This window comes from Burkholderia aenigmatica (assembly GCF_048627025.1).
Taxonomy (GTDB): Bacteria; Pseudomonadota; Gammaproteobacteria; order Burkholderiales; family Burkholderiaceae; genus Burkholderia; species Burkholderia aenigmatica.
Genome location: NZ_CP184468.1, coordinates 1,074,925 through 1,087,895, shown reverse-complemented (window position 1 = coordinate 1,087,895; position 12,971 = coordinate 1,074,925). Strand labels below are relative to the sequence as shown.

At 64.1% G+C, this 12,971-nt stretch carries 15 protein-coding genes and 4 tRNA genes; 10 read left to right on the top strand and 9 right to left on the bottom strand.

Annotation, left to right across the window (positions count from 1 at the left end; translation table 11 throughout):
- Positions 1-359 precede the first annotated feature (359 nt).
- The gene (locus ACN8ZM_RS05145) at positions 360-1,511 is read left to right on the top strand and encodes a porin (RefSeq protein ID WP_089450104.1); all 1,152 of its coding nucleotides are present in this window, start codon (positions 360-362) and stop codon (positions 1,509-1,511) included.
- 85 nt (positions 1,512-1,596) lie between these two features.
- Here the strand turns inward: ACN8ZM_RS05145 and greB are convergent, their stop codons facing one another.
- Entirely contained in the window at positions 1,597-2,160 is a 564-nt protein-coding gene (greB, locus tag ACN8ZM_RS05140) for a transcription elongation factor GreB (protein WP_175026342.1), read from the bottom strand.
- A gap of 129 nt (positions 2,161-2,289) precedes the next feature.
- On the opposite strand from greB, the gene ACN8ZM_RS05135 reads away from it, so the two are divergent.
- From ACN8ZM_RS05135 to ACN8ZM_RS05125, 3 genes are all read left to right on the top strand, one after another.
- A tRNA-Arg gene (locus ACN8ZM_RS05135) sits at positions 2,290-2,366 on the top strand.
- 67 nt (positions 2,367-2,433) lie between these two features.
- Positions 2,434-2,510: transfer RNA gene (locus ACN8ZM_RS05130), tRNA-Arg, on the top strand.
- Positions 2,511-2,571: 61 nt separating this feature from the next.
- Positions 2,572-2,648, top strand: a tRNA-Arg gene (locus ACN8ZM_RS05125).
- Between the two features lie 2 nt (positions 2,649-2,650).
- Here the strand turns inward: ACN8ZM_RS05125 and ACN8ZM_RS05120 are convergent.
- From ACN8ZM_RS05120 to ACN8ZM_RS05100, 5 genes are all read right to left on the bottom strand, one after another.
- A complete protein-coding gene (locus ACN8ZM_RS05120) occupies positions 2,651-2,833 on the bottom strand; it encodes a hypothetical protein (RefSeq protein ID WP_143330975.1) in 183 nt (60 codons plus the stop codon).
- Between the two features lie 11 nt (positions 2,834-2,844).
- The gene (locus tag ACN8ZM_RS05115) at positions 2,845-5,211 is read right to left on the bottom strand and encodes a RelA/SpoT family protein (RefSeq protein WP_043181772.1); all 2,367 of its coding nucleotides are present in this window, start codon (positions 5,209-5,211) and stop codon (positions 2,845-2,847) included.
- A gap of 63 nt (positions 5,212-5,274) precedes the next feature.
- On the bottom strand, positions 5,275-5,478 hold the full coding sequence (gene rpoZ / locus ACN8ZM_RS05110; RefSeq protein WP_006025620.1) for a DNA-directed RNA polymerase subunit omega: 204 nt from the start codon (positions 5,476-5,478) through the stop codon (positions 5,275-5,277).
- Between the two features lie 58 nt (positions 5,479-5,536).
- Positions 5,537-6,220 (bottom strand): guanylate kinase, encoded by a 684-nt coding sequence (gene gmk, locus ACN8ZM_RS05105; protein WP_043181770.1) that lies wholly within the window; start codon positions 6,218-6,220, stop codon positions 5,537-5,539.
- Between the two features lie 6 nt (positions 6,221-6,226).
- Positions 6,227-7,150 carry a YicC/YloC family endoribonuclease gene (locus ACN8ZM_RS05100; protein ID WP_043181767.1) on the bottom strand — a complete coding sequence of 308 codons (924 nt, stop codon included), beginning with the start codon at positions 7,148-7,150 and terminating at the stop codon, positions 6,227-6,229.
- A gap of 173 nt (positions 7,151-7,323) precedes the next feature.
- Between ACN8ZM_RS05100 and rph the strand changes: the two genes are divergently transcribed.
- From rph to ACN8ZM_RS05080, 4 genes are all read left to right on the top strand, one after another.
- Positions 7,324-8,055: a ribonuclease PH gene (gene rph, locus ACN8ZM_RS05095; RefSeq protein ID WP_420210702.1), complete on the top strand. Its 732-nt coding sequence runs from the start codon at positions 7,324-7,326 to the stop codon at positions 8,053-8,055.
- A 1-nt stretch (position 8,056) separates the two neighbouring features.
- Entirely contained in the window at positions 8,057-8,683 is a 627-nt protein-coding gene (gene rdgB, locus ACN8ZM_RS05090; RefSeq protein WP_027788105.1) for an RdgB/HAM1 family non-canonical purine NTP pyrophosphatase, read from the top strand.
- A 34-nt stretch (positions 8,684-8,717) separates the two neighbouring features.
- Complete coding sequence (hemW, locus tag ACN8ZM_RS05085; protein WP_043181762.1) at positions 8,718-9,932, top strand: radical SAM family heme chaperone HemW; 1,215 nt, start codon at positions 8,718-8,720, stop codon at positions 9,930-9,932.
- Positions 9,933-9,976: 44 nt separating this feature from the next.
- Positions 9,977-10,064 (top strand) — tRNA-Ser (locus ACN8ZM_RS05080).
- Between the two features lie 140 nt (positions 10,065-10,204).
- Here the strand turns inward: ACN8ZM_RS05080 and ACN8ZM_RS05075 are convergent.
- The 3 genes from ACN8ZM_RS05075 to ACN8ZM_RS05065 are packed head-to-tail and all read right to left on the bottom strand — an operon-like array spanning position 10,205 to position 11,753.
- Positions 10,205-10,513: a PAAR domain-containing protein gene (locus tag ACN8ZM_RS05075; protein WP_420210701.1), complete on the bottom strand. Its 309-nt coding sequence runs from the start codon at positions 10,511-10,513 to the stop codon at positions 10,205-10,207.
- Positions 10,514-10,524: 11 nt separating this feature from the next.
- Entirely contained in the window at positions 10,525-11,409 is an 885-nt protein-coding gene (locus ACN8ZM_RS05070; protein WP_420210700.1) for a hypothetical protein, read from the bottom strand.
- Complete coding sequence (locus ACN8ZM_RS05065; RefSeq protein WP_420210699.1) at positions 11,409-11,753, bottom strand: DUF2515 family protein; 345 nt, start codon at positions 11,751-11,753, stop codon at positions 11,409-11,411. The genes ACN8ZM_RS05070 and ACN8ZM_RS05065 overlap by 1 nt, the downstream gene beginning before the upstream one ends.
- Positions 11,754-12,013: 260 nt before the next feature.
- On the opposite strand from ACN8ZM_RS05065, the gene ACN8ZM_RS05060 reads away from it, so the two are divergent.
- Together ACN8ZM_RS05060 and ACN8ZM_RS05055 are read left to right on the top strand one after the other, a co-directional pair.
- Entirely contained in the window at positions 12,014-12,409 is a 396-nt protein-coding gene (locus ACN8ZM_RS05060) for a hypothetical protein (protein ID WP_043181759.1), read from the top strand.
- A gap of 232 nt (positions 12,410-12,641) precedes the next feature.
- Complete coding sequence (locus ACN8ZM_RS05055) at positions 12,642-12,935, top strand: hypothetical protein (protein ID WP_089450101.1); 294 nt, start codon at positions 12,642-12,644, stop codon at positions 12,933-12,935.
- The last annotated feature ends 36 nt before the right edge of the window (positions 12,936-12,971 follow it).

Here is a 12,971-nt window from a genome sequence, read left to right as displayed (position 1 = left end):
GCTCCACACAAACCTCTATTGCCGATGTGTCAATAATCGCGCTATGACCGCCCTCGCCTGCTGCTGACTACCTGTCGCGATCGCGCAACGCCCGTTCCGTAGTCCTAATCGCCATTTTTCTTCGCTGCAGCGCCGCAAACCCTTGATAGGCAGTCGTTTGCGCTGCCTCGACAATCTTTGCGGATTCCAAAATATATTATTGCTTAAAGCGTGATCGCCCCCCGCTCCACGCACTCCGTACACTGCAGATGGCTTATTGATAAGCGCACCGCCGCTCTGCCGGACCGGCCGCAGCGTCAAGCAAAACATGCCAGTCCGCAGCAGGTTCGATCGACATCATCCTGTTTGGAGACAGATCCATGAAAAAAACCCTGATCGTCACCGCGTTGTCGGGTGTCTTCGTTACAGCAGCCCATGCTCAGAGCAGCGTGACGCTCTATGGCCTGATCGACGCAGGCATCACCTATACCAACAACCAGGGTGGCCACAGCTCATGGTCGGAACGCAGCGGCCAGATCAACGGCAGCCGCTGGGGCCTGCGCGGCACGGAAGATCTCGGTGGCGGCCTGAAAGCAATCTTCGTGTTGGAAAACGGCTTCAACATCGCCAACGGCACGCTCGGCCAGAATGGCCGCGAATTCGGCCGCCAGGCGTTCGTTGGCTTGTCTCATGACCAGTTTGGCGCCGTCACTCTCGGTCGCCAATACGACAGCGTCGTCGACTACATCGGGCCGCTGTCGCTGACCGGTACGCAATTCGGCGGCACCCAGTTTGCCCACCCGTTCGATAACGACAACCTGAACAATTCGTTCCGGATCAATAACGCCGTCAAGTATACGAGCATCAATTACGGCGGCCTGAAGTTCGGCGCGTTGTACGGCTTCTCGAACAGCAACCAGTTCTCGAACAATCGCGCGTACAGCGCGGGCGTGTCGTACACCTACGCCGGCTTCAATATCGGCGCTGGCTACCTGCAGTTGAACAATGACATCACGGGCCTCACGTCGGCCGCGGTCACCAACAGCGGCGGCGCGGTAGCAGGCGACAACACGTTCGTCGGCAAGCGTCAGCGCGTGTTCGGCGGCGGCCTGAACTACACATACGGCCCGGCAACGGCCGGCTTCGTGTTCACGCAATCGCGCGTGAACCGGGCGCTCGGCATCTCCGCGGGTGCCTCGGGCGTGTCGAACGGCCTGGGTCTCGACGGCACGTTTGCCCGTTTCAACAACTATGAAGTGAACGCGCGCTACGCGCTCACGCCGGCCTTGTCGCTGGCCGGGTCGTACACATACACCGCCGGCTTCCTGGACGGCCGTCATCCGGGCTGGAATCAGTTCAACCTGCAGACCGACTATGCACTGTCCAAGCGGACCGACGTGTACGTGCAAGGCGTGTATCAGCGCGTCAGCACGGACGGCCTGGGCATCGGCGCCTATGTCAACGGCCTCGGTGGTGCTTCGTCGAGCAACAAGCAGATCGCGGTCACGGCCGGCCTGCGCCATCGCTTCTGAGCGGACCTGCACATCCGCCGCACGCCGGATGACGAAGCGCCCCAGCGGGGCGCTTTTTCTTTTCTTGGCTGAGCCCGAGCGTCGCTCAGGCGTTGCCCGGTGCCGGGTAACGGACGTCGAGCACGTCGATCGGCTGCGGGCCGGCCGGCGTCATCAGCGTGACGGTATCGCCGATCTTCGCCTTGATCAGCGCACGCGCGACCGGCGAGATCCAGCTGACGCAGCCGTGATCGAGATCGACCTCGTCGATCCCGACGATCGTGATCGTGTGATCCTCGCCGTCCGGCGTCTCGTAATCGACCGTTGCGCCGAAAAACACCTGGTCGACGTTCTCCTGCCGGCTCGCATCGACGACTTCGGCAAGATCGAGCCGTTTCGTCAGGAAGCGGATGCGGCGATCGATCTCGCGGAGCCGCCGCTTGCCGTAGATGTAGTCGCCGTTCTCCGACCGGTCGCCGTTCGATGCGGCCCAGGACACGAGCCGCACGACCTCGGGACGCTCGACGTCGATCAGGTTCAGCAGTTCGTCCCTCAGCCGCTTGTGGCCGGCCGGCGTGATGTAGTTCTTCGCGCCCGCCGGAATCGCCGGCTGGGCCTGGTCGAGATCGTCGTCGTCGCCGTCCGACTCTTTGACAAACGCCTTGTTCATGATGCGGGTTCAACATGGATGACTGATGCTCCAAGGGTACACGAAGGGCGCCCCGGCAAGGTCTTGCAGAACAATTCGCGAATAAGGCTTCCCTTTTTATACAACCCTGCTATAATTTCGCTTCTGCGTGCGGCTGTAGCTCAGTTGGATAGAGTACTTGGCTACGAACCAAGGGGTCGTGGGTTCGAATCCTGCCAGCCGCGCCACTTTTTTCGAGGGCCTTCTGATCCGAAGGCCCTTTCAGTTCGAAGCAGTAGAAGTTTTGTTTTGCGTGCGGCTGTAGCTCAGTTGGATAGAGTACTTGGCTACGAACCAAGGGGTCGTGGGTTCGAATCCTGCCAGCCGCGCCACCTTTTTGGGGGCCTTCCCATCGTAGAAGGTTCCGACAGTTGAAGTAGTACCGTTTTGCGTGCGGCTGTAGCTCAGTTGGATAGAGTACTTGGCTACGAACCAAGGGGTCGTGGGTTCGAATCCTGCCAGCCGCGCCACCTTAAAAGGGCTTTCCTCCGGGAAAGCCCTTTTTCTTTTCTGCCTCCCCTTCTCCCTCCATGAGCGGCACGACACCGCCGCACCCGATCGGCTTCTGAAAGATGCCATCAGTCAGGCTCGCGCCATCGCACCGCAGGCACCAATGAAAACGGCGGCCCATGGCCGCCGTCGCATCGTTCGTCACGCAAGAACGCGTCAGTAATCCTGCCGCTCGCGCTCGATGCGCATACCGCCGTCGTGACGCGCATGCGCGCCGTCGTCGGTCGAACGCTCGCGCATGATCCGCATCACGTCCGGATTGGTGCGCACGCGCCGCATCACGTTCGCGAGGTGCACGCGGTCGCTGACCTGGATCACGAAGCGCAGCACCGTCGATTCGTGGGTCAGATCCTCGTCCATCGCGATATGCACGATGTTCGCATCGGCCGACGTGATGTCCGCCGCCACGCGCGCAAAGATGCCCTTCGTGTTCTTCACGAGCGCCTTCACCGCGACGTCGAACAGGCGGCCCGGCTGCGGCGCCCATTCGACGTCGATCCAGCGGCCCGGATCGCGGCGATGAATCCGCTGCGCCACGCGGCAATCGGTCGTATGAATCGCCATCCCCAGGCCAATGCCGATGTAGCCCATGATCGCATCGCCCGGAATCGGCCGGCAGCACGCGGACAACTGCACCGACATCCCTTCGGTGCCAGTAATCACGACCGGCGGCGCATGGTGCGCGGGATGGCGCTCGGACTTCGGCAGATCGTCGTCCGCATCGCGGCCGCTCATCAGCACCTCGATGCGCTTGGCCATCACCGCTGCCACGCGACGGCCGAGGCCGATGTCCGCGAAGATTTCCTGACGGCTCTTGTTGCCCGTCCACTGCACGAGCTTCTCCCACACTTCCGGCGTGACGTCGGCGAGCGCGAGACCGTAGCCCTTCAAACTCTGGTCGACGAGACGCTCGCCGAGCTGCACCGACTCGTTCAGGCGCATCGTCTTCAGATAGTGACGGATCGCCGAACGCGCCTTGCCCGTGCGCACGAACCCGAGCCACGCGGGGTTCGGTTTCGAGTACGGCGCGGTGATCACCTCGACGATGTCGCCGCTCTTCAGCTCGGTGCGCAGCGGCAGCAGCTCGTTGTTGATCTTCACGGCCACGCACTGGTTGCCGAGATCGCTGTGGATCGAATACGCGAAATCGAGTGCCGTCGCGCCGCGCGGCAGCGCCATGATCTTCGACTTCGGCGTGAACACGTAGACCGCATCCGGGAACAGGTCGATCTTCACGTGCTCGAGGAATTCGCTCGAATCGCCGGCTTCGCTCTGGATGTCGAGCAGCGACTTCAGCCACTGGTGCGCGCGCTTCTGCACGTCGCTGAGATCTGCGCTGCCGTTCTTGTACAGCCAGTGCGCCGCCACGCCCGCCTCGGCGATCTCGTGCATCTTGCGCGTGCGCACCTGGAACTCGATCGGCGCGCCGAACGGGCCGACCAGCGTGGTGTGCAGCGACTGGTAGCCGTTGATCTTCGGGATCGCGATGTAGTCCTTGAACTTGCCAGGGACGGGCTTGTACAGCGCGTGCAGCGCGCCGATGCACGTGTAGCAGTCGAGCGGGCTGTCGACGACGACGCGAAAGCCGTACACGTCGAGCACCTGCGAGAACGACAGCTGCTTGTCGCGCATCTTGCGGTAGACGCTGTAGATGGTCTTTTCGCGGCCGGTGATCTCGGCGTCGATCTTCGCGTCGGCCATCGCGCGCTGCGCGGCCTCGAGGATCTTGCTGATCACTTCGCGGCGGTTGCCGCGCGCGGCCTTCACGGCCTTCTCGAGCGTCGCGTAGCGATGCGGGTTGAAGTTCGCGAAGCTCATGTCCTGCAGCTCGCGATACGTATTGTTCAACCCGAGGCGGTGCGCGATCGGCGCGTAGATGTCGAGCGTTTCCCGCGCGACGCGGCGGCGCTTTTCCATCGGCACCGCACCGAGCGTGCGCATGTTGTGCAGGCGGTCGGCGAGCTTGACGAGAATGACGCGCACATCGCGTGCCATCGCGAGCAGCATCTTGCGGAAGTTTTCCGCCTGCGCTTCTTCGCGGCTGCGGAACTCCATCTTGTCGAGCTTCGACAGGCCGTCGACCAGTTCGGCGACCTTGGGGCCGAACCGTTCGGCCAGCTCGCTCTTGGTCACGCCCTGATCTTCCATCACGTCGTGCAGGAGCGCCGCCATGACGGCCTGCGCGTCGAGCTTCCAGCCGGCGCAGATTTCCGCGACGGCGACAGGATGGGTGATATAGGGTTCGCCGCTCTGGCGATATTGACCGAGGTGGGCTTCGTCGCTGAAGTGGAACGCCGCCTTGACCTCTTTGATTTCTTCCGGAGGAAGATACTCGGCAAGCGCGGCCGTCAGTTTCGCGATCGAAACGACGCCGTGCTTGCGAGGCTGCTCCGGTGTGGCGGTCGGCCCGAACAGATGCCGGAAGGACTGTTCGAGGACCGCGTCGATGTACTGGCGCGCAGGCGACTGGGCCGTGGCTTCGGTGGTCGAATCCGCGGAGGCGGACGATGGGGTGGTGCTCATATTCGCCTCCAGGTCGAGTCGTTGCGCGCGTGGATTACATGGCTGGAACGGGCCGGATGCGCGTTACACCGGCACCTTCTTCAGCATCTCGACGCCGACCTGGCCGGCAGCGATTTCGCGCAGCGCGACGACGGTCGGCTTGTCGCGGCTTTCGATCTTCGGCGTATGGCCTTGCGCGAGCTGCCGCGCGCGATAGGTGGCGGCGAGCGCCAGTTCGAAGCGGTTCGGGATTTGCTTCAGGCAGTCTTCGACGGTAATGCGAGCCATGTTGGTAATTCCTTCTGAATATAGTCCTTATTCTACCTTATGTCCCTCGTCCCCCGCGTCATTCCGCGTGGGGCAGATGGATGCCGAGCTCGATGAACAGCTCCGTGTGTCGCGCGTACTGCGAAGCAAAGCGCAGGCGCGTGGCCGCGACGATGCATTCGAGCTCGGCAAGCGCACGCTCGAAATTCTCGTTGATCACCACGTATTCCGCTTCCGACGCGTGTGCGATCTCGCTGCCGGCGGCAAGCAGGCGGCGCGTGATCACGTTCGGTTCGTCCTGGCCGCGCTTCTTCAGACGCTCTTCGAGCGCGTCGAGCGACGGCGGCAGGATGAAGATGCCGACCGCGTTGCGGAACTGCTTCTTCACCTGCAGCGCGCCCTGCCAGTCGATCTCGAGCAGCACGTCGTGGCCGTTCTTCATCTGCTCTTCGATCCAGACGCGCGACGTGCCGTAGTAGTTGCCGTGCACTTCCGCGCTCTCGAGGAATTCGTGCGTCGCGTGACGCGTGCGGAAATCCTCGACCGTCGTGAAGTGATAGTGCCGGCCGTCCTGCTCGCCCGGGCGCGGCTTGCGTGTCGTGTACGAGATCGACAGGCAGATGTCGTTGTCCTTCGACAGCAACGCATTCACGAGCGTCGACTTGCCGGCGCCCGACGGCGCGACGACCATGAACAGGTTGCCGGGATAGACGCCGCCGTGCAGCGAATGCGACGCGTGGGCGTCGCGATGAGATTCCGTCATGTTGCTTTACTCCAGGTTTTGCACTTGCTCGCGCATCTGCTCGATCAACAGCTTGAGTGCCATCGATGCGTCGGCGAGTTCCTTCGCCGCCGCCTTCGAGCCGAGCGTGTTCGCTTCGCGATTCAGTTCCTGCATCATGAAGTCGAGGCGCTTACCGACACGGCCGCCCTTCTCGATCACGTGACGCGTTTCGTTCAGGTGCGCGGTGAGCCGCGACAGCTCTTCCGCGATGTCGATCCGGATCCCGTACATCGTCACTTCCTGACGAATGCGCTCCGCGGCTTCCTCGCGCGTGACGATCGTCGAGCTGCCTTCAGGCGCCGCGATGCCGAGCGCCTCCTGCAGCCGTTCGACGATCTTCTGCTGGTGCTTCGCGATCAGCTCCGGCACGAGCGGCGTGATGCGCGCGACGATCGCTTCCATCTCGGTGACGTTCGACAGCAGCATCGTCGCCAGTTGCGCGCCTTCGCGCGAACGCACGACGACCAGCTCGCCGATCGCTTCCTTGCCGCACGCGAGCACCGCCTCGCGGATCGCGTCCGCCGACACGCCGCTCTCGGCGATCACGCCGGGCCAGCGCAGGATCTCGCCCGCGCGCAGGCGGCCGACGCCCGGGAACGTGTCGAGCACCGAACGCTCGAGCTCGGCGAGCTGGCCGAGCGCCGACTGGTTCAGCGCGCCCGCGCCGATGCTCTGCTCGCCGCGCTGCAGGTTGATGCGGATGTCGACCTTGCCGCGCGACAGCTTGTTCATCAGCATTTCGCGCAGCGCGGGTTCGCACGCGCGCACGTCGTCCGGCATCCGGAAATTGAGGTCGAGGAAGCGCGAGTTCACGGTGCGCAGTTCGACCGACACGCTGGTGCCGCCGTTGCCGGTGGCCGTCGCGAGTTCGCGCGTTGCGCTCGCGTAGCCCGTCATGCTGTAGATCATGGTTCGTCTCGCCGTCTGGGTGCCCTCGCGGGCGGGGATATGTCGAGGCGCCCGGCGCATCGGAAAGCGCGGGGCGGGAAGCGCGCATTATCCCATTTTTGCGGACCACCCCGCCGGGCAAGCCCGCCGTTCAGCGCTAAAATCGGGGTTTCCTCCCGTTTCGCGAATCCCACATGACGTCCTCCGTTTCCCGCCCGAGCGGCCGCCGCGCCGACGAACTGCGCAAGGTCGCCCTCACGCGCCACTACACGAAACATGCCGAAGGCTCGGTACTGGTCGAATTCGGCGACACCAAGGTGCTCTGCACCGCCAGCGTGTCCGAACGCGTGCCCGACTTCCTGCGCGACCGCGGGCAAGGCTGGCTGACCGCCGAGTACGGGATGCTGCCCCGCGCGACGCACACGCGCAGCGACCGCGAAGCCGCGCGCGGCAAGCAGACCGGCCGCACGCAGGAAATTCAGCGCCTGATCGGGCGCGCGCTGCGCGCGGTGTTCGACCTCGAGGCGCTCGGCCCGCGCACGATCCATATCGACTGCGACGTGATCCAGGCCGACGGCGGCACCCGCACGGCCAGCATCACCGGCGCGTTCGTCGCCGCACACGACGCCGTGTCGAAACTGCTCGCGGCCGGCAAGCTCACGCGCTCGCCGATCACCGACCACATCGCCGCGATCTCGGTCGGCGTGTACGAAGGCGCGCCCGTGCTCGACCTCGATTACGCGGAAGATTCGCAGTGCGACACCGACATGAACGTCGTGATGACGGGCGCCGGCGGCTTCGTCGAAGTCCAGGGCACGGCCGAAGGCGCGCCGTTCTCGCGCGCCGAGATGAACGCGCTGCTCGACCTCGCGCAAGGCGGGATCGCCGAGCTCGTGCAGCTCCAGAAAGACGTGCTGGGCGCCTGACATGCCGGACGATCACACCATCGCGCCGCTGTCGCGCATCGTTCTCGCGTCGAACAACGCCGGCAAGCTGCGCGAATTCACCGCGCTGTTCTCGACGGTCGGCATCGAGATCGTCCCGCAGGGCGACCTCGCAGTGCCCGAGGCGGAAGAGCCGTTCGGCACCTTCATCGAGAATGCGCTGACGAAAGCGCGCCACGCATCGCGGCTCACCGGGCTGCCGGCGATCGCCGACGATTCGGGCCTGTGCGTGCGCGTGCTGCGCGGTGCGCCGGGCGTCTATTCGGCCCGCTACGCGCAGCGCGCGGGCCGCGACAAGGGTGACGCAGCGAACAACGCATATCTCGTCGAGCAGTTGCGTGGCGTCGACGACCGGCGCGCATACTACTGCTGCGTGCTCGCGCTCGTGCGCCATGCGGACGACCCCGAGCCGCTGTTCGCCGAAGGGCGCTGGGCGGGCGAGATCGTCGACACACCGCGCGGCGAGCACGGATTCGGCTACGACCCGTATTTCTACCTGCCGTCGCTCGGCGCGACGGCCGCCGAACTCGAGCCGGCCGTGAAGAACACGCACAGCCATCGCGCGCTGGCGCTGAAGGCGCTGCTGGCGCGGCTCGCGGAGGAAGCATGAGCATGCCCGATACCCGTTCGCCCACGGAGGCCGCATGAGCCAGGCTGCGGAAACCGGCGCGCGCGTCGTCGCGACCTTCACGTCGCCCGGCCAGGTGCGGCTCACGTCGCTGCCGCCGCTCGCGCTGTACGTGCATTTTCCGTGGTGCGTGCGCAAGTGCCCGTACTGCGATTTCAACTCGCATGAGTGGAAGGGCGAACGGTTTCCGGAAACCGAGTATCTCGATGCGTTGCGCGCCGATCTCGAGCAGGCGCTGCCGCTCGTGTGGGGCCGGCAGGTGCATACGGTGTTCATCGGCGGCGGCACGCCGAGCCTGCTGTCGGCAGCCGGCCTCGACCGGATGCTGTCCGACGTGCGCGCGCTGCTGCCGCTCGACGCCGATGCCGAGATCACGCTCGAGGCGAATCCCGGCACGTTCGAGGCCGCGAAGTTCGCGCAGTTCCGCGCGAGCGGCGTGAATCGCCTGTCGGTCGGCATCCAGAGCTTCAACGAAACGCACCTGAAGGCGCTCGGCCGGATTCACGACACCACGCAGGCACGCGCCGCGGTCGAGATCGCCGCGAAGAACTTCGACAACTTCAACCTCGACCTGATGTTCGCGCTGCCGAACCAGACGCTCGATGAATGCCGTACCGACATCGAGACTGCGCTGTCGTACGCGCCGCCGCATCTGTCGCTGTATCACCTGACGCTCGAGCCGAATACGCTGTTCGCGAAGTTCCCGCCGGTCGTGCCCGACGACGACGCATCGGCCGACATGCAGGAATGGATCCACGCGCGCACGGCCGAGGCCGGTTACGGGCGCTACGAAGTGTCCGCGTATGCGAAGCCGAATCATCAGTGCAAGCACAACCTGAACTACTGGCGCTTCGGCGACTATCTCGGGATCGGTGCGGGTGCGCACACGAAGCTGTCGTTCCCGAACCGGATCCTGCGGCAGGCACGCTACAAGCATCCGGCCACTTTCATCGAGCAGGCGATGGCCGGCACGGCCGTGCAGGAAGAGCGCGAAGTCGGTGCGCGCGACCTGCCGTTCGAGTTCATGCTGAACACGCTGCGGCTCGTCGAGGGCTTCCCCGTGCACAGCTTCGCCGAACGCACGGGCCTGCCGATGAGCACGATCGAACCGGCACTGCAGGAAGCGGAACGGCGCGGGCTGATCGCGCGCGATTTCGCGCAGATCGCGCCGACGCCGCTCGGCCAGCGTTTCCTCAACGACCTGCAGGAATTGTTCCTGCGCGACGATTGAAGGCATGAACCTGGCGGCATTTCGGTTACAATGCCGCCTCGTGTGGAAGCGTGGCCGAGCGGTTTAAGGCACCGGTCTTGAAAACCGGCGACGGGAAACTGTCCGTGAGTTCGAATCTCACCGCTTCCGCCAGAGCTTCAAAGAAAACGGGCCGCTCGGCCCGTTTTTCATTTCCGACGGCGATCAGGCGTTCACGGACATCCGCCTGCGCTGCTCAAGGTGCATCGTCGACACGATTCGTGTACGTGGTCAAGCGCAATCGACGGGGCCGTTCACGACTCGGCACTGCCGGGCTGGGCCAGCAGCACCGCGCCGCACGTCGTCGTGTGCCCTTCCAGCGCAACCGGCGCACCGAAATCCAGACTGTTCGCACAACCCTCCGCGATCTCGAAGACATGAGGTGCGCCAATCGGACAGGTCACCTTGCCGCGTTTGCGCGCGCTCGGAATCGCCTCGCGCCCCCATGTCGAAGAAGGGCTGCCGGAAATCACCCGCCCGCCATGACTGGTCGCGTCGCCCACCACGATCTGCGCCTTCCCGCCTGCTGTTGCTCGCATCACCTGCATCACCTCGTCACGCATGGGCGGACACGTCACTTCAACGCCTGGATAGGCGGATCCTGGTAGGCCGTGTCGATCGTATAGCCCTGCCCCTTCAGGGCGGCCTCGGTAGCGATGCGCTTCGCGTGGTACTTCTGCAGTTCCGCGGGCAACAGCGTCTTCCAGTTGCGAATTTTTTCGGCGTTCCCGGGGAAATACCCCAGCCCGTAGAACGCATACTCGTTCCTGATGCGAGCCGTCAGAAGATAGGTCGTCTTCCCGACAAAGCCGCCCATGTTCTTCTCCGACAGCGAAATCTCCAGATAGGCGCCATCTGCATAAAACACCCATCTCGGCATTTCCTTCACGGCGGCCTTCCACTCCTCGATCGTCGGGGTGTAACCGGAATCGAGGGAATAAATCGAATAAGTCTTCATGTAGTCCCACGCCTGCTTGCCGGTCAGGCGCGGATTGCTGACGTCGATGTACCGGACCCAGCCGTTCGCGCGCAGATCCTGAAACAGTTTCGTCATGCGCGCCAATGCGGCCTCGTGCGTGTCGGCCTGCTCGGGGCTGACGCCAAAATTGATATTCCATGTGTAGATGCCGCCCGGCACATCCTTGTCCGCTGAACCCACCGCGGACAGCACGTTGTCCAGCACGAAGCCATGCGTCCCCTGCATGAACTTCACCGAGCCGGGATTGCCGCGCATCCAGTCATGCTGATAAAAGCTTGTACCTGACGGATGATTGTCGACGGACGCGCCCGGACCGTTGAGATCGGAGTCCTTGGGATCGCCGAGCCGGATAACGGTAAGTGATGAATTCATGCCGTTGCGGTTGTCGAGGGTTGAGCGGGCATTCCCGTCGTGCGATGCGAGTACGACGCCAAGCAGGAGCGCCCCGAGGATCAGTACAAGGAAATGAGTCTTTTTCATCAGGTATCGGGTCTGTCGCCCCAGCTTTTGATCGTTCCGAGATAATCGAGCATGACTTGCTTCCTGGGCCCCTGCATCAACCCGTCGTACTTCGTTGCTGCCGTCTGGATCCAGTCCATGCGCTTCTGATAGTCCGCCAGAACCAGGCGGTCCGGCGCATCCGACCTGAATTCGATGCTGTCCGTCTTGTCATCGGACGTGAGCACGAGTTGAAGGCGGGGAACCAGCGCGCGAATGACCGGTGCCAGCGCAATCTCGGAACCGTCCGACAGGCCGTGCTGCATCGACTGGACCGAGTTGTTGATCGCCGTATCGTCCGAAGACGCCAGTGCGCCGCGCTGCACGCCAAGCCATCGCTTGAACTTCTTGTTTGCGTAGATCAGCCCCCTTGAAGCGCCCGCACGATATCCTGCGCACTCGTTCCAATCCCTTTATTGCTTCTTTTGCCGTCGTTTTTTCACCAGCTGGTGGCTGACGCTCTCAGGCCGCGATTCTATAGTCAACTCGTCGACCACTCTCGTGGCCGTGCCCTCACTTCCGGACGCGCCTCGCCGGATGCCGTTACAATCCGGCGCTCCGATTCGCGAAACGGGAAACCCACGTCATGAAGCCCTTCATCGTCTCGTCGCTCGCCGCGCTGCTGGTTGCCGTCAGCACGCAGGCGACGGCCGACACCGCCTCCGGCAGCGACGCGCAAGCGTCGTGCGCGATCGCCTACGTGACCGGCGTCGGCGGCTCGCCGCGCGGCCTGAGCGAATACCTCGCGAGCCCGTCGCCGTACAACTACCTGAAGGACAACGACCTCCAGTGCAAGGTGGGCGACGACGGACGCACGTCGAACTGCACCGGCGTGACGTACCTCCGGAACGAACAGGTCAGCGTGTACGACGATTCCGATCCGGCGACGCTGACCGTCGTGGCACGCGTGGAACTCGACCACGGCCAGAAATATCCGGTGATCATCGTCGTGCAGCGCAAGGACGCACGCTGCAAGCAATGATGCAGCGCCGCACGCGACGCCGTCCGTCGAAACGGCACGGGCGTTCGCGCCGGGCCTCGCGCGCCCACTGAGCCGCGGGCACGGGCAGTCGCCCGTCGTCATGTGGCACCGCGCCGGCAGCCTCCCGGCCGGCTGCTCGATCACCTAGAATTCGATCAACACGGCGACACGACCGCCGCCGCGTACTCGATACCGCGCGCGCCACCCCTGCGTGCGGTACACGGAGATCGCCATGACCGAACTGTCGATACCGACGGAACCCGTCGATTACGAAGGCTTCGAGATCCATGTCGTGCCGGCCGCCGTGCCCGGCAGCGACACGCGCTACACCTACACCGGCTACGTATGCCATCCGGGTGCGAATCCTGCATTGCCCGGCCACGCGGTGCCGTTCCACGCGGACGGCGAGGAAAGCTTCGCGAGCCTCGACGAAGCCGTCCACGAAGCCGTGCACATCGGCAAGAGCATCATCGACGGCACGCACCCCGACCTGTCGATCCTGTCACTCGTCACGCACGGCTTCTGAGCCGGGCGGCACGCGTCGACGGGGAATGCGCGCGCA